This window comes from Rhodomicrobium lacus, assembly GCF_003992725.1.
Classification (GTDB): Bacteria; Pseudomonadota; Alphaproteobacteria; order Rhizobiales; family Rhodomicrobiaceae; genus Rhodomicrobium; species Rhodomicrobium lacus.
This window is the reverse complement of the sequence record NZ_RZNF01000012.1, coordinates 1,502,468-1,526,607: the sequence shown is the minus strand read 5'-3', so window position 1 is coordinate 1,526,607 and position 24,140 is coordinate 1,502,468. Positions and strand designations below refer to the sequence as shown.

Sequence of the window (24,140 nt, the reverse complement as noted above, 5' to 3'; positions counted from 1 at the left end):
CTTTTCTTTTATCCCTCGATCTTCGAGAAATCGGCGATGTCGAGCGTGAGCGCGCGGATCTGCGCCAGCAGCGTCAGCCGGTTCTCGCGGATGTCGGCGGCGTCGGCGTTCACCGTCACCTTGTCGAAGAAGGCGTCGACCGGCGCGCGGAGCTTGGCCAGAGCCGCCATCGCCGCCTCGAAATCCTCGGTCGCGAGCGCGGCGCGGACGTCCTTGCCCACGGCCTTCACCGCCGAGGCGAGGGCCTTTTCTTCCTTCTCCTTCAGAAGCTTCGCCGCCGGTTCGCCGTCGAACGCGCGCGCGTCCTTCTTCTCCTCGATGCGCAGGATGTTCAGCGCGCGGCGCACCAGCGCCAGCAGGCTCTTGCCGTCGTCGGTTTCGAGGAAGCGGCCCAGCGCCTCGACGCGGCGGACAACCATGAGCAGATCGTCCTGCCCCGGCAGCGCGAACACCGCGTCGATGAGGTCGTGACGCGCGCCCTGATCGCGGAGGTAGACTTTCAGGCGGTCCGCGAAGAAGGCGAGCAAACTATTCGCTCTTTCACGTTCCCACTGCTGAGGGGGGACTTCAAGATGTTCTGGAGAAGAAAGTAACAACGCCGCCTTTTCTGAAAGCCGCAAAATCTCTTTCAACGTCTCGTCAGACCCTAGTTTTGCTACAGGAACTGTTACCTTCGTCTGCGCGGCATTTCGTAAAAGAGCACTCATAGCGCGCCGCCCCAAAACGACAAATCCTACCCAAAGCGGGAGCCGAGGACAATTCTCCAGCACGATGCGGATCACGCCCAGCGCGGCGCGGCGAAGCGCGAACGGGTCTTTCGAGCCGGTCGGCTTCTCGTCGATGGCCCAGAAGCCCACGAGCATGTCGAGCTTGTCGGCGAGCGCGACCGCGACGGAAACCGGCGCGGTCGGCACGGCGTCGGACGGCCCCTGCGGCTTGTAATGCTCCGCAATCGCGTCGGCGACCGCAGGCTTTTCGCCCTGCGCGAGCGCGATATAACGGCCGATGATGCCCTGAAGTTCGGGGAACTCCCCCACCGTCTCCGACATGAGATCGGCCTTCGCGAGATGCGCCGCGCGCTCGGCATCGTCCGGGTCCGCGCCGACGATGGGCGCAAGCTCGCGCGCCAGCGTCTTGATGCGCTCTACCCGCTCAAGTTGCGTGCCGAGCTTCTCATGGAACGTCACCTGACCGAGCAGCGCCGTCAGCCCTTCGAGCGGGCGCTTGCGGTCGTTCTCCCAGAAGAATTTCGCATCCGAGAGGCGCGCGCGTATCACGCGCTCGTTGCCCGCAACGATGGCCTTGCCGCCGTCTTCAGCTTCGAGATTGGAAACGAGAATGAAGCGGTTCGCGAGCTTCCCGGTCTTCGCCGAGCGCAGCGAAAAGCACTTCTGATGCGCCTTCATGGAGGTCATGAGGATTTCTTCGGGCACATCGAGGAAGCTTTCCTCGAACTGGCCGGAAAGGACCACGGGCCACTCGACGAGCCCCGCATTCTCAGCAAGCAGCCCGTGGTCTTCAACAAGAGCGAGCCCGGCATCCGAGGCGGCGGTGTGCGCGCCCTCAAGGATCACCTTCGCCCGGTGTTCTCCTGCGACCACAACCTTAGCGTGCATCAATGTTTCTGCATAGTCTGAAATGTAATCAATCTTCACAACCTTAGGTTGAGTGATATTTTCGCCACTCAGGAAACGATGCCCGAATGTGATATCGCCGCTCCTGATGCCGTCCACCTCGAACGCGACCGGCTTGTCGTCGAAAAGGCAGAGGATCGAGTGCAGCGGCCTGATCCAGCGCAGCCGCCCGGTGCCCCAGCGCATCGATTTCGGCCAGGGAAACTTGCGGATGATCTCCGGCACGGCCTCGGCGATGATGTCCGAGGCGGCGCGGCCCGGCTTCTCGCTCTTCGCGAGGTAATAGTCGCCCTTCGGGTCTTTCACGACCTGCGCTTCGTCGATGCTTGTGAGTCCCGCCGCTTTCACGAAACCTTCCAGCGCCTTGGCGGGCGCGCTCGTCCGCGGCCCCTTGCGCTCTTCCACCGTCGCCGCCGAATGCGCGGGCACGTCGTCCGCGATGAACACGATGCGGCGCGGGCCCGACAAGGTGCGTGCCGCGCCGACGGTCAAGCCGCCCTTCGTGAGTGCCTCGGTCATGAGCTTTGCGAGATCGTCAGCCGCGCGCCCCTGAAGGCGGGCCGGGATTTCCTCGGAGAACAGTTCGAGCAGAAGGTTCGGCATGGCGAATGGCTTTCGTTGATCAGACGAGCGCGGTGGGCGGTTCGCGCCCCGCAAGAATGGCGTCTATATTGTCCAAGGCATCGCGGCCCATCTCGTCGCGTGCCTCGATGACGGAAGTGCCCATGTGCGGCAGAAGAAATGCGTTTTCGAGGTCGTAATAGCCGGGATGGATGTCCGGCTCGTTCGCGTAGACGTCGAGGCCGATATGCGCGATGTGGCCGGATTTCACCGCCGCGATGAGGTCGTCATCCACCACGAGATCGCCGCGCGCGATGTTGGTGACGATGGCGCCCGGCTTGAGTTTCGCGAGCGCGGCGGCGTTGATCGAGCCGCGCGTCTCGGATGTGGACGGAGCGGCGATGCAGAGGATGTCGGCGACGGCGAGGAGACTGTCGAGCGTCGCGTGCCAGGTCGCGCCCTGCTCGTCCGCCGCGTCGAGCCTGCGCCGGTTGAAATAGTGGATGTCCATATCGAAGCCGCGCGCCCGCTTGGCGATGGCCTGCCCGATCTTGCCCATGCCGTAGATGCCGAGCCGCTTGCCGTCGAGCCGCCGCCCGATGAGCTGCATGGGCTGCCAGCCGCGCCACGCCTTCGCGCGAAGCAGCCGCTCGCCTTCGCTCGCGCGACGGGCCGCGCCGAGGATCAGAAGAAAGCCTATTTCCGCCGTCGCCACCGTCACCGCGTCCGGCGTATAGGCGACGCGGATGCCGCGCGCCTTCGCCGCCTGAAGATCGATATGCTCATGGCCCACCGAATAGGTGGCGATGACCTTCACCGACGGGTCGAGCCTCGCGATGACGTCCGAGCCGAACTTGTCTGCGAGCGTGATAAGCAGCGCGTCCTTGCCAGCCGCGCGCGCGACCAGTTCATCCGGCGTGAACGGCACGTCGGCCTCGTTCAGGTCGAGGTCGTAGTCGCGCCGCGCCCGCGAGATCGTGGCGGGGCTCAGCACGCGCGTCATGAGGAGTTTGGGTCTGGTCATGGCCGTCTTCTATCGGATCGCATACGCGAACAGGCGTACGCAATGTACGCTTTATGCGCATGATCAAATCGCGCGCCCGCCATCGCTTGGCAAGCGAATGTTGTCGGAAAGTAAATGCGCTAAGCCCTTTTGCAGCCAAACGCCAAGCTCAATTTCTACGCCGGAAGTCGCCAGAAAACCCGCCAAAGCGGTCGCCACATCGATCCGACTTCGTCGGTATAAGACGCAACAAGCCCATTGACTATAAGGATATTTCCAGAAAAATGATACAAGCGGAAAGCGCCGTGGAACACGCCAGAAAACCCGCCAAGCCAACGACCATCGGAGATTCACATGGCAAAGCCGCCAAGGGCAAAAGCGCCATCAGCAAGGAAGAAATCGTTCTCCGAGGAAAATCTTCTTATCGAAGACTGCGGAGAGCGTATAGCGCTTATGGATCCGATGCGCATTGGAGAAGACTCTCGATGGCGTAGCGAGATCAGCGAATTAGCGGTAGATTTAACCTATAAGGCTGCCGAATTCAAAGCCAGCCTGCCCAAGGGCATACAAGTCGCTTTATGCGAATTAGTTAGAAATATGAATTGCTACTATAGTAATCTCATTGAAGGACACCACACGCACCCTATAGCAATAGAGCGCGCGTTGAACGAGGTCTACGATGCAGACCCTGAAAAGCGTAATCTTCAGCTTGAAGCTAAAGCACATATCGCCGTGCAGAGATTTATCGACGAAGGTAATTTGCCTTCCTCGCCCACGTCAGAATCAAGTATTCTTGAGATTCATAGGCGCTTTGTTGAATGCCTGCCGGAAGAGCTTCGTTGGGTAGAGATCCCGAAAACAAATCAAAAACTGCCCGTTATTCCGGGAGAATACCGGGAGCATCATGTTCAAGTTGGAAATTTGGTGGCGATTAGCCCAGGGGCAGTCCCACGCTTCATGCGCCGATATGAGGAAGCCTACGCCAACCTCGGTCGTGCAGAAACGATTATTGCTTGTGCAGCAGCCCATCACCGGCTGACATGGATTCATCCATTCCTAGATGGAAATGGCAGGGTGGTAAGGCTCGTTTCTCATGCGATGATGCGAAATGCCTTGGACACTGGCGGCGTGTGGTCTATAGCGCGCGGTCTGGCGCGGAACGTCGATAAATACAAGGCTTTACTGTCTGAATGCGACCTCCCTCGACGCAATGACCTCGATGGCCGAGGTACCTTGAGCGAAGAAGCTCTTATCAATTTTACGAAATTTTTTCTTGCAACCTGCATTGACCAGATTGATTACATGAGCGATCTCATGCAACCAGATCGATTGCGAGCAAGGGTTTTAACATGGGCAGACGAAGAGGCCCGACTTGGCTCTTTCAGTAAATCGGCAACTCTTGTTATGGAAGCTGTTCTGTTCAGGGGAGAGCTACCTAGGGGAGACATTGCCAGCTTGATACATGGATCGGATAGAACGGCTTCGCGTCTGGCCAGCCAGTTGAATTCATTCGGCGTACTGACTTCGAGTTCTCCAAGGGCACCGCTTCGGCTAGCGCTACCCGCAACTCTGGCGCACCGATGGTTTCCGGGGCTCTACCCCGCAAAATAGAGTCTGTTCGAGAGGCCGCGACACCTGCGACCGCGAGCATGGCCGTTTTTTCCGCGCGCCACTAGTTCACAAATCTCGAACAATGCCCACATCTGCCCCGAAAGCATTGTCATGCGAGAAAGGATCGCATCATGACGGATTACAGCAGCCAACGCTCGGGGCAGGCTGACACGCGGCAGGACGTCGGCATTCCCGAGGTCGATCTTCTGACGCCGCTCACGCTTCGCGGGGTGACGTTCCGCAACCGCATCGCCGTGTCGCCCATGTGCCAGTATTCGGCGAAGGACGGCTTCGCGAACGACTGGCACCTCGTCCATCTCGGCAGCCGCGCGAGCGGCGGCGCGGGGCTCGTGATTGCGGAGGCGACCGCCGTCGTGCCGGAGGGGCGTATTTCCCCCTACGATCTCGGCCTCTGGTCGGACGATCACATCGAGCCGCTCGCTCGCATTGCGCGTTTCATTGAAAGTCAGGGCGCGGTTCCGGGCATTCAGATCGCGCATGCGGGCCGCAAGGCGAGCACGGACGCGCCATGGAATGGCGGCAAGGCGCTTCCACCCGAGCAGGGCGGCTGGCGCCCGGTCGCGCCGAGCGCCGTGCCGTTCGGCCCGGAAAGCCCGACGCCCGCCGCGCTCTCGGAGGAAGGCATTGCCCATGTGATCGCGGCGTTCGAGGACGCAACGCGGCGCGCGCTGAAGGCGGGCTTCAAGGTCATCGAAATCCACGCCGCGCACGGCTATCTGCTGCACGAATTCCTGTCACCGCTGTCGAACCACCGCACCGACCAATGGGGCGGCAGCTTCGAGAACCGCGCGCGCCTTACGCTCACGGTCGCCGAACGGCTGCGCGCCATCGTGCCGGACGACCTGCCGCTGTTCGTGCGCATCTCCGCGACCGACTGGGTTCCGGGAGGCTGGGACGACACGCAATCCGTCGAACTGGCGAAGCACCTGAAGCGCATCGGCGTAGACCTGATCGACGTGTCGACGGGCGGCCTAACGCCCACCGCGCAGATCCCGGTGGCGAAAGGCTATCAGGTGCCGTTCGCGCGGCGCATCCGCGAGGAAGCGGACATCCGCACGGGCGCGGTTGGGCTTATCACCGAACCGCAGCAGGCGAACGACATCATCACCGGCGGCGAGGCCAATCTCGTGCTGATCGCCCGCGAGTTCCTGCGCGATCCGTATTTCGCGTTGCGCGCCGAGCGCGAACTCAACGGCGGAGACAAGAGCTGGCCTCTGCAATACGGCTATGCCGTGAAGCGGCGCTCGTAACAATTGACCGCCCGGGCTGCTGAAGAAGCGCCCGGGCGGTAAATCCTTGCCGGTTTTCCATCCCGGCACAGCACCAGCTTCAAATTTTACCAACTCGCAGATCGACTTAGACTGAAGTCGAGAGTGCGCAATTCATTTAAAAATGTTCTTTACCGGATCGCTTGGGCCAGTTGTTGGCTTTTTTCGCGCCCCGGAGCCTGTGATTTGTCTGGAAAATCACGCGTACATGTCTGGTTGATCGGGTTGGCGGTGGCGATGCCGCTTTCCGCATCGATTGCTGGTACGGCTTTCGACTGTTTGCAGGACGAGGATTCCAGGCTCGCGATCTCCGCCTGCACTGCCTTGATCGAGACAAAGGCACCCACCCCGACGGCTTTTTCCGCGCGTGGCGATGCCTATCGCGCGACAGGCGATTTCACCCGCGCGATAGCAGATTATACGAAGGCGCTGGAATTCGACCCCCGCGATGCCGAGGTCCTTTACAAGCGCGGCCTCGCCCTCACTCGGCAGGGTCTTCTCGACCGGGCAGCAGACGATCTCACGAAAGCGATCGAAATCGACAGGAAGCTCGACGGCGCCTATTTCGCGCGCGGCGAAGTCTTCCGGGCGCAGGGAAACATCGCTCGGGCCTTGAGTGATTACGATGCCGCGATCGCTTTCAATCCGCGGGCGACGTGGGTCCATCTGGCGCGCGGCGCAATCTATCGCGAAGGCGGGGATCGCCTGCGCGCGATCGCAGAGTTCTCGACGGCGATCAGGATCAATCCAGAGAGCGCGGATGCCTATTTCGAACGGGCGAACGTCCTTCGCGACATGGCGCTGTTCGATAGCGCCGTCACCGACTACTCGCGCTTCATCCAGTTGAGGCCGAAAGACGCCGACGCCTACAACAATCGCGCCTGGGCCTATTACAGCATGGGCGATGCCGCGCGCGCTCTGGACGATGCAAACAAGGCGCTGACAATGCGGCCATTCGATCCGGATCTGTTCGATACGCGCGGTCACATTCTCGAACTTGTCGGTCGTCGCGACGAAGCCGCTGCAGATTATCGCAACGCCCTGCGGCTCAACCCGGGCCTGACGGGAAGCAGAGACGGTCTGAAGCGCCTGGGCGATATCGCCGCCGGAGAACAGAAACGCTGAAAAGGAAGACAGGGCACTCGGGGGGAGGCTTGAATGAAAATGCGAATATCAATGGGTTTGTTGGGCGCGCTGGTCGTTGCGTCTGCGCTTGATCCGGCGTGGTCAGCGCCGCGCGACGACAAGGGCGGCGTGCTCCGCAGTCTGGCAACGCGCGTGGGTTACGTTCTCGGGACGGCCGCGAGTTGCCCGAACATCGCGCAGTCGCGCGTGAAGTCGGTTGCCGACAAGTTCGTCGATGTCGTCAAGACGTCCGCCGCGAGCGAAACCGAAAGCGCAACGATCCTCGCTTCTTTCAAGGCGAGCCTGGCCGAAGGCACGAAGGATCTGGCCGACAAGAAAACGGATTGCGCGGCTGCCAATCGCGACCTCGCCAATCTTGAAAGCGTGTCTGCGCCCCAGTCAAATGCCGCGCCGCAGGCCGCAGTATCATTTCCGCCGTCCGTCGGCGTCTTCGCCGCTCAGACGGTCAGCCTGGTTCGGGGCGTATCGGACAACGAAATCCGGTTCGGTGCATCGCTTCCTTTTTCCGGCCCGAACAAGGATTACGGCTATCAGATCCGGGTCGGCATAGAGACGGCCTTCAAGAAGGTCAACGACGAGGGTGGCGTTCATGGCCGCATGTTGCGCCTCATCGCCGCCGATGACGGCTATGAACCCGCCCGCACCGCGGAAACCATGAAGCAGCTTTACGAGACCGAGCAGGTTTTCGGTTTCATCGGCAATTTCGGAACGGCAACGGCCGCCGTGGCAGCGCCTTACGCGCTTGAGCGCCGGGCGTTGTTCTATGCGGGCTACTCGGGCGCAAGCGTCCTGCGCCGCGATCCCCCGGACCGCTACGTTTTCAACTACCGCGCCAGCTACGCGGAAGAAACGGAAACCGTCGTCCGCTATCTCGTGAAGGTCAAACGTTTGAAGCCCGACCAGATCGCCGTTTTCATGCAGCAGGACGGCTTCGGCGAGGCTGGTTATGCCGGCGTAACGAAGGCGATGCGCGCTCTTCGCGGCGGCGACGGGGGAGCGATCCTCAAGATGACCTACCCCCGCAACTCGCTCGATGTGGAGCCGGCGATCAATCTGCTGAAAACCTCCAAAACGCCAATCAAGGCGGTCGTGATGGTGGCGACCTACCGAGCGGCGGCGAAGTTCATCGAGAAAAGCCGCGAGGCCGTGCCGGGGCTGATCTACACCAATATTTCGGCCGTCGGCCCCATCGCCTTGCGCGATGAACTGATGCTCCTTGGGCCGAAATACGCCGCCGGCGTCATCGTCACCGAGGTTGTGCCGGCCGTGGAGGGCTATTCATCGCTCATTCTCGAATACAAGGCGGCGCTTTCAAAATATTTCAGGGGTGAAACGCCGGATTACGTTTCGCTCGAATATTATGTGGCAGCGCAGATCATGATCGAGGCGCTTCGGCGGGCGGGGCCTCAGCTCGATGCCGAAAAACTTGTCGAGGCGTTTGAAAACATGCGCGACTTCGATCTGGGGCTCGGAACGCCGATTTCCTTCAGCCGGAGCGACCATCAGGGGTCGCACAAGGTCTGGGGCACGGTCCTTGGCGAAAGCGGCAAATACGAACCTTTCGATATGGAATAGACTTGCGAGCGGCCGCCAGCCAAATTCAGGCGGCCGCGTCCTTTCGTCGGCGACGGTTCGCAGGTAGTCCTGACGACTTGTCCGACGCAGATTCAAAGACCAAATCCGGATCGTGACAGGCGCAGGTGCATTTTTGAGCCGAAAGGATTCCGCGTGACTTCATCGAACATTCTCCTTCAGGACTGGGACACACCTTTCGGCCTCCCCCCCTTTCAGGCGATCCGCGACGAGGATTTCATCCCCGCCTTCGAAAACGCGATGAAAACCCATCGCGCGGAGATCGAGACCATCGCGAATGACGGGAACGAGCCAACCTTCGCGAACACCGTGGAGGCGCTGGAACGCGCCGGGCGCGCGCTGACGAAGGTCGCGAACGTCTTCTTCAACCTTTCATCGGCGGACACGAACGACACGCGGCAGGCGATCGAGCGCGACATCGGCCCGAAGCTCGCCAAGCACTCCATGGCGATCTACACGGACCCGAAGCTGTTCGAGCGCATCGACGCGCTGGCGGAAAAAGCCGACACGCTCGGCCTCGACGACGAGCAACGGCGCCTGCTGGAACGCTATCACAAGCGGTTCATCCGCGCGGGCGCCAAGCTCGACGCGGCGGGCAAGGCACGCCTTACGGACATCAACGCCCGGCTTTCGGAACTCCACACGGCGTTTTCGCAGAACGTGCTCGCCGCAGAGAAGGCGTTCCAGCTCGTGCTCGACGGCGAGGCGGACCTCGCGGGCCTGCCCGATTTCGTGCGCGAGGGCGCGGCGAAGGCGGCGGAGGAACGCGGCCTTTCCGGCAAGCACGTCATCACGCTGTCGCGGGCGAGCATCGAGCCGTTCCTCGAATTTTCCACGCGCCGCGACCTGCGCGAAAAAGCCTATCGCGCCTACATCGCGCGCGGCGAGGGAGGCGACGACTCGCCCGACAACACGCCGCTGATCAGCGAAATCCTTGCGCTCCGTGCCGAACTCGCGAAGTTGCTCGGCTTTTCGACCTATGCCGCCTATCAGATCGACGATGCCATGGCGAAAACGCCCGCCAACGCGCGCGACCTGCTCGAAAAGGTTTGGGCCGGTGCGAAACGCCGCGCCGATGCGGAAGCCGACGCGCTCGCAACGCTTGCACAGGCGGAGGGGCATAACGAGCCGCTCGCCGCGTGGGACTGGCACCACTACGCCGAGAAGCGCCGCAAGGCCGAGTTCGACATCGACGGCGCGGCGCTGAAGCCCTATTTCGAACTGGATGCGATGATCGCGGCGGCGTTCGAGACAGCACACCGCCTGTTCGGCCTCACCTTCGAAGAGCGGCGAGACGTGCCGCTTTATCATCCCGACGTCCGCGCGTGGACCGTGAAGAACCGCGACGGAAAGCCGGTCGCGCTGTTCGTCGGCGATTATTTCGCGCGGACGTCGAAGCGCAGCGGCGCCTGGATGAGCGACTTCCGCGAGCAGTCGCGCATCGACGGCGAGGTGCTGCCCATCATCGTCAACGTTCTGAACTTCACCAAGGGCGGCGAGGGCAAGCCATCGCTCCTGAGCCTCGACGACGTGCGCACACTGTTCCACGAATTCGGTCACGGGCTGCACGGCATGTTGTCAAACGTCACCTATCCGGGCCTTTCCGGTACGAGCGTCGACCGCGACTTCGTGGAACTGCCGTCGCAGCTTTACGAGAACTGGGCGCTTCAGCCCGAAATCCTCAACCGCTTCGCGCGGCATGTCGAAACCGGCGAGCCGCTTCCGCAGGCCATCGTCGACAAGCTGCACGCGGCGCGAAAGTTCAATCAGGGCTTCGCAACGGCGGAATACACGGCATCGGCGCTCTACGATCTCGCGATCCACGAAGCCGATGGCGCGGGCGTCACCGACCCGGCCGCGTTCGAGGCCGAGCTACGCGCGAAGCTCGGCATGCCGGACGCCATCGCGCTGCGCCATCGCCCGCCCCACTTCCAGCATATCTTCGCGGGCGGCGGCTACGCGGCGGGTTATTATACCTATCTCTGGGCAGAGGTCATGGAGGCAGACGCGTTCGACGCTTTCGAGGAAGCGGGAAGCGCATTCGATCCGGAGGTGGCCGAGCGTCTCCACCGCTTTGTCTATTCGAGCGGCGGCACGCTGAAGCCGGATGAGGCGTATCGCGCCTTTCGCGGGCGCGATCCCGAAGTCGGACCGCTCCTCGATAAGCGTGGACTGACCGAGGATGCCGCCGCCTGAGCGGGCGCTTTCCGCGCCCCTCGCTTCGCCAGTGATGCATCGATGCGACAAGGCGCGGGAAAGCCTGCCATCGTAGAACTTCTTGTGATGCTGCCCGAATCAAGCCGGATTTTCTTGGCTTGTGCGTCGTGGCTCAAACGGCTATCAGAATTTTCCCGGTGGACAGCTCTTGTCGCCGGGCAAGCGGGTCGAGGTCGCTGACTCAAGATGAAAAGGTTTTTGTGCTCATTCGCGATTGTTGCCGCGCTCGCCAGCCCGGCACGCGCCGTGACGTGCTCTGACGGCATGGCGGTGATCGACCAGATGACCCAGATCCTCCAGCTTTCGCAAACCGAGCAGACCAACATCTCGGCTCTTTTGTCCAAAGCGAGGCTTGAGGACGAACAGGGTCATCAGCGGGTTTGCAAGGTGATCCTTGCCGACGCGATCCGTTTCTTCCTCATCAAGACCGTGCTGGACGACTGAAGCGTATCCGATTGAAGAAGCGCGCCCGTATTTTCTGGCGCGTCTTATCGGAAAACCGCTTCATCCGGACGCGCTCAAGCAATCCGCAAGAGCGGTGCCCGACTCCCATAAGATTTGAGCGGATGCCCGTCTCGCTCGAAAGAGATGCGGCTTGGCAAAAACCGATGCCGTGCTCGAAGTGGCAAGACGCCGGTTTTGCCGCTGGTCGCCTTTGATCAACCGAACATCCCGGTCGATCAACGCCTTGCGGCGACGCGCTTACTGATCGCCCGGCAGCAACAGATCGGGCAGATTGAGGCGCGGCTTGAACTTGATCGAGTTCACCGCGTGGTTCTCGTCGAGAATTTCGAGCGAAATCAGTTCCGCGCCCTCGACAGCAACCGAAAGATCCTTCGGCTTGTGTATCCGGTGCTCGATCGCGCCCGCGTCAATGGCGATGTCATCATCTTTCGGGTCATAGCTCACCCCGCGAAAATCGACATTCTCCACTTGAACTTGAGCGCCGATGTCCGCGCGGTCGACCTCGATCGTGACCTTGTAAGCGCCTTCCGAGCGGGAGATATGATCGAGAAGAGGCTGCCAGTCGCGCTTTTCCAACTTGAGGTTTTGCATTTGTTGAGACCCGTTTTCTGACCGAATTCTTAATCGTCCCATGCACTTGTTACAATCGCCTTGATATGGCGCAAAGCAATATAGCAATCGGCGGGAACATTGTCTTTCGCCGATTTTTTCAAGCGTGAGTTAAACTGGCTCATGCATTTGACATCCGTAACAATAATCGGATGCGTGGCCGAATTACGAGTTTTTACCGATGGTCCACGAGATCACCCATCAGAACGAGGAGCGGCGAGCGGCGTCGTCCTGGCCGCTGTGGCAAGTTCTTGAAACCGTGGTACGCGACGGGCATTTGCGCGTCTGGGATTTCCGTGGTCAGGTCCGGGCCTTCGGGGACCGGGATATGAAACCGCTCGCCGTGCGCTTCTCGACAGGAAAGGCGCAAAGGGCCTTCCTCGCCGACCCCCAGCTCGGTTTCGCGGAAGGGTGGATGGATGGCGATATCGAGATCGAATCCGGAACGCTCTACGAACTTCTCGCACTATTCGCGAAAAACCTGACCCGCAAGGACTTCCCCATCTGGATGCGAGCCGGGGACAAGTTCCGCCGCCTGACGCGCTTCGTCCGGCAATGGAACGACGCCAACGGCGCAAAGCGCAACGTCAGCCGTCATTACGACTTGCCGGGGTCGCTGTACGAGCTGTTTCTGGACAAGGATCGCCAGTATTCCTGCGCCTATTTCGAGACAGGCGACCAACCCCTCGACGAGGCACAGATCGCCAAGAAACGCCACATTGCCAAGAAGCTCTGTCTTACGCCACGCCAGCGCGTGCTCGACATCGGCTGCGGTTGGGGCGGCCTCGCGCTCCATCTCGCGCGGGAGCGCGGCGCGACCGTGGTCGGCATCACGCTGAGCGAGGAGCAGGAAGCCTACGCGAAGAAAAGGATCGAAGCGGGCGAGGAAGGCGCGGGAAGGGTCGACTTCCGTCTCGCGGACTATCGAAGCATCGACGAAAAATTCGACCGCATCGTTTCGGTCGGCATGTTCGAACATGTCGGCGTGCCGAACTACAGGACCTTCTTCCGCAAGGTCGAGGACTGCCTCGAAGACGATGGCGTGGCACTGCTGCACACCATCGGGCGGCTTTCCGGCCCCGGACATACGAATGCATTCATCGCAAAATACATCTTCCCCGGCGGCTACATCCCCGCGCTGAGCGAAATCGTGCCGGCCATCGAGAAATCCGGCTTGTTCATCACCGATGTCGAGGTCTTGCGGCTGCATTACGCCGAGACGCTCGCGATCTGGCGGCATAATTTCGAGCGAAACAGAAGCAAGGCCGCGGCGATGCTGTCCGAACGCTTCTGCCGGATGTGGGAGTATTATCTGGCGGGCTGCGAAGTGAGCTTCCGCTATTACGATCTGTGCGTCTTCCAGATCCAGCTTGCCAAAAAGATCGAGACGGTGCCGATAACGCGCGCCTATCTATGCCCCTGAACGCGGGTTTGCGGGCTTGCCAGCGCCATGCGGGCAGCCGTCCTGATCGGGGCGCGGCAACGCGTCAGGCACAGACGCGTCAAGGGATTGTTGAGACAGGCAAGAGACCATGTTTCCTTTGCATGGAGTATCGCCGATGAAGCCCGTGAGAACCTACATCCTGATCGCAGACGGCGCGCGGGCGCGTCTTCTGTTGTCCGAAGGGCGCGCGAAGGCCCTCACCGAGGTGCCGAGTTCCGATGAACGCCAGACGCTGAAGCCCGACCATGAGCTTGAGAGAGACAGGCCAGGCCGCGTTCATGAATCTGCGAACGTATCGCGGCACGCCATCGAGCGCCCGGACCTGCATCAGGTCGAGAAAGGAAAATTCGCGGTCGCACTCGCGGCAAAGCTGGACAAGCGACTGGAGAACAACGAATTCGACCGGCTTCTGGTGGTGGCCGCACCGGAAACGCTTGGCGTCATCCGGACCGCGCTGAGCGAAAAACTGCGCGCCGTCGTTATCGGTGAAGTGCCGAAGGACCTCACCAAGGTTCCTAATGGAAGCGTTCGGGAGTATATTGGGGATGAGTTCCCGATCTGAAGCGCGCGCGTTCGCGGCCGGATTTTGGCCGATGCGGCGGAGTTTCCGGGGAAGCGACAGGTTGGAGGTGCGCGATGCCCATCAAGACAATCCTGGTTTATCTGCCCAACGGCCGCACGGTCGGCGCCATTCTCGAACCGGTAGTCGCAATCGCGGCTCCGCGGTCCGCCCATGTGATCGGACTGCACCTCATCCCGCAGGTGCCCGAATACGGCGAGTTCCCGGCTGACGTTTCCGAGGAGGTCATCTCCCGCATTCAAAAGGCGGGACAGGAAGCAGCCGCGGAAACCAAACAGGCTTTTGAAGGCGTGCTTCTCAATAGCGGCCTCACCTTCGAATGGCGCTGCTTCAGCGCGTCTTATGCCGCCGGTTCCGATGCCATCGTGAGAAATGCCCACGGTGCCGATCTTGTTGTTTGCGGTGCCCAATCCGAAGATCTGCCCGACGCATGGAACGACTTCTCCGAGATCGCGCTGATGGGCGGCGGGCGTCCGGTGCTGATCCTGCCGACCGCGAAGCCGCAGAAGACCTTCGGCCGGAACGTCATCATCGCATGGAACGACACACGCGAGGCGGCTCGCGCGGTGTTCGACTCGCTCGACCTGATCAAGGATGCTTCAAGTGTTCGCGCGGTGACGGTGATCCAGCGCGAAAGCGAGCGCAAGGCGGCGGAAGCACTTGGCGCGGACCTCGTGGCCAATCTTTCGCGCCACGGTATCACGGCTGCGAGCGAAGTCGCCTATGCGGGCGACAATGGCGCGGCCGACGCCATCGTGCGGCTGATGGGCCAGGACTGCGACCTGCTGGTCATGGGTGGCTATTCGAAATCGCGCTTCCGCGAAATGCTGTTCGGCGGCGTCAGCCGCGATGTCCTGCGGCAGGTGCCCGTAGCGACGTTCGTCTCTCATTGATCCGCGCCGCCCGCCTGTCATTCAAAAACATAAGTGCCGGGTGCGTCGCAGAGCGCGGGATATCCAGCCTTCGGCGCGCCGGTCTTCGGCGGCTGCACAGCCTCGTTCGATCCCGCCCGAAGCCACCGCGCCCATTCCGGCCACCACGAGCCGTCCTTCGGCGTGTTGGTGCGAAACCACGTCTCGGGCCCGACATAGGGGGTGTCGTGGCGCGATGTCGCGATGCGGTAATGGCGGTGCTTGCGCCCCGGCTCTGACACGATACCCGCGTTATGGCCGCCGCTCGTCAGCACGAAGGTCACGTCGGTGTCGGAGAGGACATTGATCTGATACACCGAGCGCCACGGCGCGACGTGGTCCGTTTCCGTGCCGACGACGAAGATCGGCGCTGTGATGTCGCGCAGCGCGATCGAGCGGCCGTCCACGTGGTAGCGCCCTTCGGCAAGCTGGTTGCCCATGAAGATGTCGCGCAGATATTCGGAATGCATGCGCGCGGGCATGCGCGTCGGGTCGGCGTTCCACGCCATCAGGTCCATCATGGATGTCCGCTCGCCGAGCATGTAGTCGTGGATCATGTGCGACCAGATGAGATCGTTCGAGCGGAGAAGCTGGAACGCCCCGGCCATCTGCGCGGATGAGAGATAACCGCGCTCCCCCATCATGTCTTCGAGGAAGGCGAGCTGGCTCTCGTTCACGAAAAGCTCAAGCTCGCCGGGCTGGCTGAAATCCGTCTGAGCGGCGAGCAGCGTGAGCGACTTCAGCCGGTCGTCGCCGTCGCGCGCCATGGCCGCCGCCGCGATCGACAGGAGCGTGCCGCCGAGACAGTAGCCTAGCGCATGCACCTTGCGCTCCGGCACGATCTGCGAGATCGCCTTCAGCGCCTCCAGGATACCGAAGCGGCGGTAATCGTCCATGCCTGTGTCGGCGTAGCTTTCGTCCGGGTTCTTCCACGAGATCGCAAAGACCGTGAAGCCCTGATCGACCATATATTTGATCAGCGAGTTCTGCGCCGACAGATCGAGAATGTAATACTTCATGATCCACGCCGGAACGATCAGCACCGGGTTCGGATGCACCTTCGCGGTCGTCGGGCTGTACTGGATCAGTTCCATGAGCCGGGTGCGGGCGACCACCTTGCCGGGCGTCACGGCGAGCGTTTCGCCCACCTTGAACTCCTCGACGCCCGCTGGCGGCAGCCCCGCCGCATCGCGCTGCTTGTCCTCGGCGAGATTGAGTGCGCCGCGAAGGAGATTGAAGCCGCCCTCGCGCACCGTCTTGTCCAGAAGTTCGGGGTTCGTGGCAATGAAATTGGACGGCGCCACCATGTCGAGCATCTGGCGCGCAAGGAAGTTGACAGCCTGCTCGTGTTCCTTGCTGACGCCGTGGACGTTCTTCGTCGCGGCGTCCCAGAGGTTTTCCCAGACGAGAAAACTCTGCTGGATCACGTTGAAGGGATAACGCTGCCAGTCTTCATGCGAGAAACGGCGGTCGGCCTTGGCCGGAGGCGGACAATCACCAGCCGACAGATCGCCGCTCGTGAGTGTCGCCAGCGTGTAACGCTGAAGCGCGAGCGTGTCGGTGAAAAACTTCCAGCCGAGTTGAAGTCGCGTGCCCGGAGCCATCGATAGATGGAGCGCCCAGTCCATGTAACAAAGCGCCAGTGCGGCAGGCGATATGCCGCCCGTCTGTTTGGCGAGCGTGTAATGAAAAACGCGGTCGATCGCGCTCGTGCTTCCGATCATGGCCCCTCCGATGCGGATACTTGCCCATTCACGGGGGGGATTAGCACGAAAAGGCGCCCGCGCCGAGAGTTCAATCGGTAACGCGATGTGTTAACGCGCGGAAAGCGTACGGAAAAGCCACGGGCGGGATCACTCGCCAGAGCCAGAAAAATCAAGCATGGACCGCCGGCAACCGCCTGCGCCTGCGCAGGTCCGCGTCAGGCGTGGCGATCGCCGAGGCTTGCCATGTACTCCGCGAAAGGCTGCGCGAGCTTTTCGCTTTCCTGCATGTAATCGGTTGCGAACCGGGTCAGGAACGCGTGTTGAAGAGCACCGAACTCTCCGACCGTGTGACACTTCGCGACCTGATCGGGCAGGCTCAGATACTGCTCCCAGCGGGAAGCGAAGAAGCGGCACAATTCAACCTGGTTCTGAGCAAAGCGCTTGAACAGGTCTTCTCCGGATTTCTGCCACTGCGCTACAGCGGTGTCGTAAGCTGCGGTCGATGGCTCCGTATCGTGCGATGAGGGCGCAGCCGGGGCCGCGCCGTGCCCACCCTGGCCTTCCGCGGCGAACCCCTGAATCTCTCTCGCGCTTTTCGCCAGAGTTTCGTAGTTCTTTTTCCATACATCTATGGATTCGACGTAGGCTTTCAGCACGGGCGAGAGGTCGAAGGTGGCAGGCTCTGGCGCTTGCGGCATGACGCGTCTCCCTTGTTATTGTCGAAGCTCCTCCGTTTACTATAGGGTATAATTTCACAGAACGCACCTTCGCCGCGCAGACATATTGAATGAACCATGGAAGCTTGAAACCGATTTTTGAGGAAAATATTTCTTCGCCATTACAAGTAGACATCAAAGAAACAACGTGAATTGATACGCTAAAGTCTGTTGGCCACCCCGCCTTCGCCCATGAAACTCAAGGGCAACTTAAGTCTTCCCATCCTATATTGAGGACGCAAGCAAGCCAGGAAAGAGGGTTCGGCAATGTCCTTCAGTCTTTCGCAGATTTTCGTCTGGGTCGTCATCGGCATCGCGGGCGGCTCGCTCGCCGGTATCCTCGTGACGCGCGAACGGCGCGGCTTCGGCTTCTGGCCCAATCTCGGGCTCGGGTTGCTCGGCGCCATAGTGGGCGGCGCGCTGTTTCGCGTGTTCAACCTGCTGCCCGATCTCGAGACCGTGGCCGTCTCGATGCGGGACATCGTGTCAGCGCTCATCGGGTCGCTGATCGTGCTCGGGCTCTGGTGGGCCTATCAACGCAATAAGGTCGTCTAGCATGCAACAGAAGCGCTCGCCCGTAACCGTAGACCTCGCGCTCCAGGGCGGCGGCTCGCATGGGGCCTTCACCTGGGGTGTACTCGACAGGCTGCTGGAAGAGCCCTGGCTTCGTATCGAGGGCATCTCCGGCACGTCTGCGGGCGCGATGAACGCCGCAGTCATGGCCTGCGGTCTCGGCAAGGGTGGCAGCGAGGGCGCGCGCGCCTCACTCGACGCCTTCTGGGCGCGAGTTGGCGAGGCGGCAAGGTTCAGCCCGTTCCAGCGAAGCCCCCTCGACGTGATGCTCGGCCGCTGGTCCATCGACACCTCGCCGCTGTTCGTCGCGCTGGACATGACGGCACGCCTGTTTTCGCCCTATGACCTGAACCCCGGCGGCAGCAACCCCTTGCGCGAAATTCTCGCAGAAAGCATCGACTTCGATCTGCTGCCCAAAGTGCCACTGAAACTCTTCATCACCGCCACGAATGTGCGCACGGGGCGCGGCCGCGTCTTTACCAACGCCGAGCTGTCGCCCGATGTGCTGCTGGCATCGGCCTGCCTGCCGACGCTGTTTCAGGCCGTGATTATCGACGGCGAACCCTATTGGGACGGCGGTTATTCCGGCAATCCCACCATCACGCCGCTGGTGCGCGGCTGCACCGCCGAAGACGTCATCCTCGTGCAGGTGAACCCGGTCGAGCGCGGCGGCACGCCCAAGACCGCGCGCGAAATCCTGAACCGCCTTAACGAGGTGTCGTTCAATGCCACGCTGCTGAAGGAGTTGCGCATGATCGCGATCCTGAAACAGGTGGCAGACGCGGGCGATTGCGAAGGCGCGCGCTGGGCGAAGATGCGCATCCACCGCATCGGCAGCGAGGTGATCGCGGAGCTTGGCTCGTCGTCGAAGCTCAACGCCGAGGCGGCGTTCCTCGCGATGCTGCGCGACGAGGGGCGGCGCGCGGCGGATGCATTCCTCGCGGCGAGGGCGGGCGATATCGGCGCGCGGTCGACGCTGGATCTGGATGCGCTGCGCGAGGAGGTTTGACCTGAAACTTGGCAAATGCCGAAAGAATACACTTCCCTATCTTTTACATAGCGATATTCAATATGCCGCACCCCGCGCCCAAGTCGAGTCAGTTAGGTAGTTAGCACCTTCAACCAGAAGGAGGTGATCATGGCGCAAAGATATTTTCACTGCGCGCCGCTGCCACTGCATATTGGCTCGATCATATATCAAGGCAACTGGGGACGCTTGTTCAGCCTTTACGAGGCAAAGGTGGGAGAAGGGCTTCCAACGAACTCTTTCAAGGAAGTTGTGCTGGAGCTTTCCCGCAAACTCTATGCCCCCGACGCGCCGAGCCGCCTCGATTGCGTCTTCGTTACCCCGACGCTTGAGGAAGGGGTCGCATTCCGAAACAAATATCAAAGAACCAGCATCATCTATGAGGTGACGCCGGTGAGAGACTCGCCTCGGTCCCACGTCGGCAGTTACGAGTTGGCACTGGCGCCCTATCCGCAGAAATACTTTCAGGCCATATTCGACATGGCGCGCGATTACTGGACGATTCCCGCAGCGACGAACCGAGAGGTGTTGCTGGGCTCCGCAGTCCGTATTGAGCGCGTGTGCGAAGTGCCGCTGCCCCCACCGCTCGTGTTTCAATGATGGGCGAGCTTGCATCAGGCGACGCCGTCAAGCCGGCGAATACCGCCGCGTTATTCCCCCCGCCGCCGGCTCAGGAATGCCAGCCGCTCGAACAATTGCACATCCTGCTCGTTCTTGAGCAGCGCGCCGTGCAGCGGCGGGATGAGCTTGCGCGGGTCGCGCTCCTTCAGCGTTTCGGGGTCGATGTCCTCGTTGACGAGCAGCTTGATCCAGTCGATCAGCTCCGAAGTCGAGGGCTTTTTCTTCAGCCCCGCCACATCGCGGATGTCGTAAAAGATGCTGAGCGCTTCATGCAGAAGGCGCGGCTTCAGGCCGGGGAAGTGCACGTCCACGATGGCGCGCATCGTGTCGCGGTCGGGGAAGCGGATATAGTGGAAGAAGCAGCGGCGCAGGAACGCGTCGGGCAGTTCCTTCTCGTTGTTCGACGTGATGATCACCACGGGGCGCACGGCCGCCTTCACGACCTCGCCCGTCTCGTAGACGTGGAACTCCATGCGGTCGAGTTCCTGCAACAGGTCGTTCGGAAACTCGATGTCGGCCTTGTCGATCTCGTCGATCAGCAGCACCGGCCGCACGGGCGCGTCGAACGTCTCCCACAGCTTCCCCTTGCGGATGTAATTCCTGATGTCCTTCACGCGCTCGTCGCCGAGCTGGCTGTCGCGCAGGCGGCTCACCGCGTCGTATTCGTAAAGGCCCTGCTGCGCCTTGGTGGTGGACTTGACGTGCCATTCGATCAGCGGCGCGCCGAGAGCGGCTGCGACCTCATGCGCGAGCACGGTCTTGCCGGTTCCGGGTTCGCCCTTCACGAGAAGCGGGCGCTCCAGCACGATGGCCGCGTTTACGGCCACGCGCAGGTCATCGGTGGCGACGTACGTGTCGGTTCCTTCAAAGCGCATGCCGTCCGTCTCCCCAGATATGACAAGGACACGGGTTGCGCCCGTGTCCCATTGTGTTTCGCTTCAGGCCGCCGTCAATTCGGCTCGCCCGGATGCAGATACCGATCGGCGTCGAAGCTGTATTGCGTGTTGCAGAACTCGCATTTCACGACGATCGTGCCGTCTTCGGCCATGGCCTCCACCTGATCGGCCGAGAACTGTTCGAGCATCGCTTCCACACGCTCGCGCGAGCAGTTGCAGCGCGCTTCCACGGGCGCCGCGTCGAAGACACGCACGCCTTCTTCATGGAACAGGCGATAGAGCAGCCGGTCCGAGCCGAGCGTCGGATCAAGCAATTCATGATCCTGTACCGTGGTCGCCAGGGCCTGCGCGCGCCGCCAGCCGTCGTCGTCCACCTCGTCGGTGCCAACATCCCGGCCGGATTCATATCCGCCCTCGCGCGTCAGCTTCTGCACCATCAGGCCGCCCGCGCGCCACGTCCAACGGCCCGGTTCGCCGTCCTCCCCCGCCGTGTATTGCCGGGCAACGGCGATGCGGATGAAGGTCGGGATCTGCTCGGACTGGTCGAAATACTCGTGCGCGGCATCGACGAGCGTATTGCCGGTCAGCGCGACAATGCCCTGATAGCGCTCCATGCCGGCGCCGGGATCGATGGTCATCGCGAGATGGCCATTGCCGATCAGCGGCTTTTTGGGAGCGGCTCCGTTAAGGAGATGGGCGACTTCGTCAGCGTCATAGCTCGCATAGCCACGGATCTGGCCGGGAGAGCTGTAATGCACGACGAGAAAGCCCACAGCGCCGTCGGATTGCGTTTGCAGGATGAACTTGCCATCGAATTTCAACGCCGCGCCGAGCATCGCGGTCAGCGTAACCGCCTCGCCGAGAAGGAGCAGCACCGGCTCGGGATAGTCATGACGCCCGAGAATGCTGTCGAGCACGGGACCGAGGCGCACGAGCCGCCCGCGCGCGCCCGACGCTTCCAATTGAAATGGCAGAACGTAGTCGTTGTACTTCACGCCGGGATCGCCGGCAAAATCTCCACCCATCAAACCTTCTCGAAGCACCATGCGAGAATAGCCCGCTGCGCGTGCAGCCGGTTTTCGGCTTCGTCGAAGACCACGGATTGCGGGCCGTCGATAACGTCGTCCGTTACCTCCCTGCCGCGGTGCGCCGGCAGGCAATGCATGAATATGGCATCCTTGTCGGCTTTTTCCATGAGGGCGCCGCTCACCTGATAGGGCGCCAGCAGCGTTTCGCGCTCGGCGGCGTTTTCCTGGCCCATCGAAACCCAGACATCCGTCACCACGCAGTCGGCGCCGTCGACCGCGACGGTCGGGTCTTCCACAACGGTGATGCGGCCGCCTTCGTCGTTGGCCCAGTCGAGGAAGCTCCGGGGCGGCTGAAGAGGTTTCGGCGTCGCCAGCGTCAGAGCAAAGCCGAAGCGCACGGCGGCGTGAACCCACGACGCGGTCACGTTGTTGAAGTCGCCGATCCATGCCACCTTGAGCGGGGCGATGTCGCCCTTGTGCTCTTCCAGCGTCATGATGTCGGCGAGGATCTGACAGGGATGCGAGCGATCCGACAGACCGTTGATGACCGGCACCGTAGCGTGCTCGGAAAGCTCGATCAGCGCCTCATGAGAGGTGCAGCGCATCATGATCGCGTCGACGTAGCGAGACAGCACGCGCGCGGTGTCGGCGATGGTTTCGCCGCGCCCGAGCTGCATGTCGTTGCTGTTGAGCACGATCGTCTCGCCGCCGAGCTGCCTCATCGCGACGTCGAACGAGACGCGCGTGCGCGTGGACGATTTCTCGAACACCATCGCAAGCACCTTGCCCTCGGCAACCTTCGGCCACGCCGAAGGAGGGCTGGTCTTGATCAGCTTCTTGAGCGTGTGCGCGTTGTCGAGGATAAGCCGGAGCTTATCGAAGTCGTAGTCGTCGATGTCGAGAAAATGACGCGGAGCCGAGGGCTCTTTGATCATCGAATTACGCTGGAAGTGTAGCATCGAGCCTCGCACATGCGCTTTCTATCTTTTCGCACGCCTCTTTGATTTCGGCTTCCGTCACGATGAGCGGTGGCAGAAGTCTGACGACGTTATCGCCCGCGGACACCGTGAGCAGCTTCTCTGCAAAAAGCGTGCTAGAGACGTCCGTGCTGGGCACCTTACATTTGAGTCCGAGCATGAGTCCCTCGCCGCGTATGTCGGTGATGATACGTGGGTGACGGTCTACGATTTCAGCAAGCCGTTGCTTGAAAAGCAAGCTCATCTCTTGGACATGGCCCAGAAATTCCGCCTTTGTCGCGATGTCGAGCACCGCGTTTGCCACGGCCATCGCAAGCGGATTACCGCCGAACGTCGAGCCATGGCTCCCCGCCGTCATGCCGGAGGCCGCCTTCTCGGTCGCAAGACATGCGCCCACGGGGAAGCCGCCGCCGATCCCCTTGGCGATGCCCATGATGTCCGGTTCGATGCCCGCCCACTCATGCGCGAAGAACTTGCCGGTACGGCCCACGCCGGTCTGCACCTCGTCCAGAACAAGAAGAAGGCCGTGCTCATCCGCGATCTGGCGAAGCGCGCGAAGAAACGGCCAGCCTACGGGGCGGACGCCGCCTTCACCCTGGATCGGCTCAATCAGAAGCGCGGCCGTTTCATGCGTGATCGCGGCGCGCAGAGCTTCGAGGTCGCCCACGGGCACCTGGTCGAAGCCGTCCACCTTCGGGCCGAACCCCTTCAGATGCTTTTCCTGATTGCCCGCGGCGATGGTCGCCAGCGTGCGCCCATGGAACGCGCCTTCGAAAGTGATGATGCGCCAGCGCTCCGGCTGCCCATTATAGGAGTGATACTTGCGCGCCATCTTGATGGAGCATTCCATCGCCTCGGCGCCGGAGTTGGCGAAAAACACCTTATCCGCGAAGGTCAGCGCGCAAAGCCGCTCCGCCAGCCGTTCCTGACCGCGCACGCGATAGAGGTTCGAGGTGTGCCAGACCTTGTGCGCCTGCTCCGTCAGCGCCGCGATGAGATGCGGATGAGCGTGCCCGAGAGCGTTGACCGCGACGCCGCTGCCGAAGTCGAGATATCGTTCCCCCGCAGCGGTTTCGAGCCACGCGCCTTCGCCGCGCTCGAATTCGACATTGATCCGCGCATAGGTCCCGAGAACCGCAGACATTTTTCCACTCGTTTTCAAATTAAAAAAGCCGCTCCGTCTGGCGGGCGGCTCAGGCTCGTGAGCTTATTTTCCAACAGTTCGCGGCAGTGTCAACCGGCATAAAAGACACAGCGCACCCCAAATGTAACGATTTACGCCTTCGTTAAGGTTTCTGAAATTTGTCGGACCGGCTCTTTTGTGCAATTATGCTCCCATGAGATGGAGTGGTGCCATCGCCTTCCGAAATGCGCGTAGCCGCATACACCACCTCGCATAGTATCGATGCGAAGCTTGTATCTCAGTGAAATGCGTTCTCGATAGCCCTCCTGGAGGGCACGCCCCGAGTGTCCGGGCGTCGGGATTACGCTTGTGTCTCCTTGTCTTGCGTTAGCGCCCGTGGCCCCGCTGGT

The 24,140-nt window shown here is 61.5% G+C and carries 21 protein-coding genes; 12 read left to right on the top strand and 9 right to left on the bottom strand.

Annotated elements, in window-relative coordinates:
* Window positions 1-8: 8 nt before the first annotated feature.
* Entirely contained in the window at window positions 9-2,237 is a 2,229-nt protein-coding gene (glyS, locus tag EK416_RS16345; protein WP_127079370.1) for a glycine--tRNA ligase subunit beta, read from the bottom strand.
* A gap of 19 nt (window positions 2,238-2,256) precedes the next feature.
* A complete protein-coding gene (locus EK416_RS16340) occupies window positions 2,257-3,219 on the bottom strand; it encodes a 2-hydroxyacid dehydrogenase (RefSeq protein ID WP_127079368.1) in 963 nt (320 codons plus the stop codon).
* A 333-nt stretch (window positions 3,220-3,552) separates the two neighbouring features.
* Between EK416_RS16340 and EK416_RS16335 the strand changes: the two genes are divergently transcribed.
* The 6 genes from EK416_RS16335 (at window position 3,553) to EK416_RS16310 (ending at window position 11,498) form a co-directional block, all read left to right on the top strand.
* Window positions 3,553-4,809, top strand: a complete 1,257-nt coding sequence (locus tag EK416_RS16335; RefSeq protein ID WP_210211008.1) for a Fic family protein — start codon at window positions 3,553-3,555, stop codon at window positions 4,807-4,809.
* A gap of 131 nt (window positions 4,810-4,940) precedes the next feature.
* On the top strand, window positions 4,941-6,080 hold the full coding sequence (locus EK416_RS16330) for an NADH:flavin oxidoreductase/NADH oxidase (protein WP_127079366.1): 1,140 nt from the start codon (window positions 4,941-4,943) through the stop codon (window positions 6,078-6,080).
* A gap of 255 nt (window positions 6,081-6,335) precedes the next feature.
* On the top strand, window positions 6,336-7,223 hold the full coding sequence (locus tag EK416_RS16325; RefSeq protein WP_127079364.1) for a tetratricopeptide repeat protein: 888 nt from the start codon (window positions 6,336-6,338) through the stop codon (window positions 7,221-7,223).
* Between the two features lie 33 nt (window positions 7,224-7,256).
* Window positions 7,257-8,819 carry an ABC transporter substrate-binding protein gene (locus tag EK416_RS16320; RefSeq protein WP_127079362.1) on the top strand — a complete coding sequence of 521 codons (1,563 nt, stop codon included), beginning with the start codon at window positions 7,257-7,259 and terminating at the stop codon, window positions 8,817-8,819.
* A gap of 153 nt (window positions 8,820-8,972) precedes the next feature.
* Complete coding sequence (locus tag EK416_RS16315; protein ID WP_127079360.1) at window positions 8,973-11,033, top strand: M3 family metallopeptidase; 2,061 nt, start codon at window positions 8,973-8,975, stop codon at window positions 11,031-11,033.
* Window positions 11,034-11,240: 207 nt separating this feature from the next.
* The gene (locus EK416_RS16310) at window positions 11,241-11,498 is read left to right on the top strand and encodes a hypothetical protein (protein ID WP_164730069.1); all 258 of its coding nucleotides are present in this window, start codon (window positions 11,241-11,243) and stop codon (window positions 11,496-11,498) included.
* A gap of 258 nt (window positions 11,499-11,756) precedes the next feature.
* On the opposite strand, the gene EK416_RS16305 is transcribed toward EK416_RS16310, so the two are convergent.
* Window positions 11,757-12,110, bottom strand: a complete 354-nt coding sequence (locus EK416_RS16305) for a DUF5335 domain-containing protein (RefSeq protein WP_127079356.1) — start codon at window positions 12,108-12,110, stop codon at window positions 11,757-11,759.
* Between the two features lie 199 nt (window positions 12,111-12,309).
* On the opposite strand from EK416_RS16305, the gene EK416_RS16300 reads away from it, so the two are divergent.
* From EK416_RS16300 to EK416_RS16290, 3 genes are all read left to right on the top strand, one after another.
* Window positions 12,310-13,551, top strand: a complete 1,242-nt coding sequence (locus EK416_RS16300; RefSeq protein ID WP_127079354.1) for an SAM-dependent methyltransferase — start codon at window positions 12,310-12,312, stop codon at window positions 13,549-13,551.
* Window positions 13,552-13,687: 136 nt separating this feature from the next.
* Entirely contained in the window at window positions 13,688-14,134 is a 447-nt protein-coding gene (locus EK416_RS16295; RefSeq protein ID WP_164730068.1) for a host attachment protein, read from the top strand.
* A gap of 74 nt (window positions 14,135-14,208) precedes the next feature.
* The gene (locus tag EK416_RS16290; protein WP_127079350.1) at window positions 14,209-15,045 is read left to right on the top strand and encodes a universal stress protein; all 837 of its coding nucleotides are present in this window, start codon (window positions 14,209-14,211) and stop codon (window positions 15,043-15,045) included.
* 17 nt (window positions 15,046-15,062) lie between these two features.
* On the opposite strand, the gene EK416_RS16285 is transcribed toward EK416_RS16290, so the two are convergent.
* The gene (locus EK416_RS16285; protein WP_127079348.1) at window positions 15,063-16,787 is read right to left on the bottom strand and encodes a PHA/PHB synthase family protein; all 1,725 of its coding nucleotides are present in this window, start codon (window positions 16,785-16,787) and stop codon (window positions 15,063-15,065) included.
* A gap of 197 nt (window positions 16,788-16,984) precedes the next feature.
* Complete coding sequence (locus EK416_RS16280; protein WP_127079346.1) at window positions 16,985-17,467, bottom strand: hypothetical protein; 483 nt, start codon at window positions 17,465-17,467, stop codon at window positions 16,985-16,987.
* A gap of 285 nt (window positions 17,468-17,752) precedes the next feature.
* Between EK416_RS16280 and EK416_RS16275 the strand changes: the two genes are divergently transcribed.
* From EK416_RS16275 to EK416_RS16265, 3 genes are all read left to right on the top strand, one after another.
* The gene (locus EK416_RS16275) at window positions 17,753-18,040 is read left to right on the top strand and encodes a GlsB/YeaQ/YmgE family stress response membrane protein (RefSeq protein ID WP_127079344.1); all 288 of its coding nucleotides are present in this window, start codon (window positions 17,753-17,755) and stop codon (window positions 18,038-18,040) included.
* Between the two features lies 1 nt (window position 18,041).
* Window positions 18,042-19,067: a patatin-like phospholipase family protein gene (locus tag EK416_RS16270; protein ID WP_127079342.1), complete on the top strand. Its 1,026-nt coding sequence runs from the start codon at window positions 18,042-18,044 to the stop codon at window positions 19,065-19,067.
* A gap of 129 nt (window positions 19,068-19,196) precedes the next feature.
* The gene (locus tag EK416_RS16265) at window positions 19,197-19,685 is read left to right on the top strand and encodes a hypothetical protein (protein ID WP_127079340.1); all 489 of its coding nucleotides are present in this window, start codon (window positions 19,197-19,199) and stop codon (window positions 19,683-19,685) included.
* A gap of 50 nt (window positions 19,686-19,735) precedes the next feature.
* Here EK416_RS16265 and EK416_RS16260 read toward each other — a convergent pair whose 3' ends face one another.
* From EK416_RS16260 to EK416_RS16245, 4 genes are all read right to left on the bottom strand, one after another.
* Window positions 19,736-20,581 carry an AAA family ATPase gene (locus EK416_RS16260; RefSeq protein ID WP_127079338.1) on the bottom strand — a complete coding sequence of 282 codons (846 nt, stop codon included), beginning with the start codon at window positions 20,579-20,581 and terminating at the stop codon, window positions 19,736-19,738.
* A 74-nt stretch (window positions 20,582-20,655) separates the two neighbouring features.
* The gene (locus EK416_RS16255; RefSeq protein WP_127079336.1) at window positions 20,656-21,627 is read right to left on the bottom strand and encodes an Hsp33 family molecular chaperone; all 972 of its coding nucleotides are present in this window, start codon (window positions 21,625-21,627) and stop codon (window positions 20,656-20,658) included.
* On the bottom strand, window positions 21,627-22,565 hold the full coding sequence (argF, locus tag EK416_RS16250) for an ornithine carbamoyltransferase (RefSeq protein WP_245434083.1): 939 nt from the start codon (window positions 22,563-22,565) through the stop codon (window positions 21,627-21,629). Before argF ends, EK416_RS16255 begins: the two co-directional genes overlap by 1 nt.
* A 4-nt stretch (window positions 22,566-22,569) precedes the next feature.
* Window positions 22,570-23,751: an aspartate aminotransferase family protein gene (locus tag EK416_RS16245; RefSeq protein ID WP_127079332.1), complete on the bottom strand. Its 1,182-nt coding sequence runs from the start codon at window positions 23,749-23,751 to the stop codon at window positions 22,570-22,572.
* Window positions 23,752-24,140: the final 389 nt, after the last annotated feature.

Excerpts from the sequence above, each read along its gene's own strand:
- glyS (WP_127079370.1), bottom strand. The coding sequence starts at position 2,237 with ATGCCGAACCTTCTGCTCGAACTGTTCTCCGAGGAAATCCCGGCCCGC.
- EK416_RS16340 (WP_127079368.1), bottom strand. The coding sequence starts at position 3,219 with ATGACCAGACCCAAACTCCTCATGACGCGCGTGCTGAGCCCCGCCACG.
- EK416_RS16335 (WP_210211008.1), top strand. The coding sequence starts at position 3,553 with ATGGCAAAGCCGCCAAGGGCAAAAGCGCCATCAGCAAGGAAGAAATCG.
- EK416_RS16330 (WP_127079366.1), top strand. The coding sequence starts at position 4,941 with ATGACGGATTACAGCAGCCAACGCTCGGGGCAGGCTGACACGCGGCAG.
- EK416_RS16325 (WP_127079364.1), top strand. The coding sequence starts at position 6,336 with ATGCCGCTTTCCGCATCGATTGCTGGTACGGCTTTCGACTGTTTGCAG.
- EK416_RS16320 (WP_127079362.1), top strand. The coding sequence starts at position 7,257 with ATGAAAATGCGAATATCAATGGGTTTGTTGGGCGCGCTGGTCGTTGCG.
- EK416_RS16310 (WP_164730069.1), top strand. The coding sequence starts at position 11,241 with ATGAAAAGGTTTTTGTGCTCATTCGCGATTGTTGCCGCGCTCGCCAGC.
- EK416_RS16305 (WP_127079356.1), bottom strand. The coding sequence starts at position 12,110 with ATGCAAAACCTCAAGTTGGAAAAGCGCGACTGGCAGCCTCTTCTCGAT.
- EK416_RS16300 (WP_127079354.1), top strand. The coding sequence starts at position 12,310 with ATGGTCCACGAGATCACCCATCAGAACGAGGAGCGGCGAGCGGCGTCG.
- EK416_RS16295 (WP_164730068.1), top strand. The coding sequence starts at position 13,688 with ATGAAGCCCGTGAGAACCTACATCCTGATCGCAGACGGCGCGCGGGCG.
- EK416_RS16290 (WP_127079350.1), top strand. The coding sequence starts at position 14,209 with ATGCCCATCAAGACAATCCTGGTTTATCTGCCCAACGGCCGCACGGTC.
- EK416_RS16285 (WP_127079348.1), bottom strand. The coding sequence starts at position 16,787 with ATGATCGGAAGCACGAGCGCGATCGACCGCGTTTTTCATTACACGCTC.
- EK416_RS16280 (WP_127079346.1), bottom strand. The coding sequence starts at position 17,467 with ATGCCGCAAGCGCCAGAGCCTGCCACCTTCGACCTCTCGCCCGTGCTG.
- EK416_RS16275 (WP_127079344.1), top strand. The coding sequence starts at position 17,753 with ATGTCCTTCAGTCTTTCGCAGATTTTCGTCTGGGTCGTCATCGGCATC.
- EK416_RS16270 (WP_127079342.1), top strand. The coding sequence starts at position 18,042 with ATGCAACAGAAGCGCTCGCCCGTAACCGTAGACCTCGCGCTCCAGGGC.
- EK416_RS16265 (WP_127079340.1), top strand. The coding sequence starts at position 19,197 with ATGGCGCAAAGATATTTTCACTGCGCGCCGCTGCCACTGCATATTGGC.
- EK416_RS16260 (WP_127079338.1), bottom strand. The coding sequence starts at position 20,581 with ATGCGCTTTGAAGGAACCGACACGTACGTCGCCACCGATGACCTGCGC.
- EK416_RS16255 (WP_127079336.1), bottom strand. The coding sequence starts at position 21,627 with ATGGGTGGAGATTTTGCCGGCGATCCCGGCGTGAAGTACAACGACTAC.
- argF (WP_245434083.1), bottom strand. The coding sequence starts at position 22,565 with ATGATCAAAGAGCCCTCGGCTCCGCGTCATTTTCTCGACATCGACGAC.
- EK416_RS16245 (WP_127079332.1), bottom strand. The coding sequence starts at position 23,751 with ATGTCTGCGGTTCTCGGGACCTATGCGCGGATCAATGTCGAATTCGAG.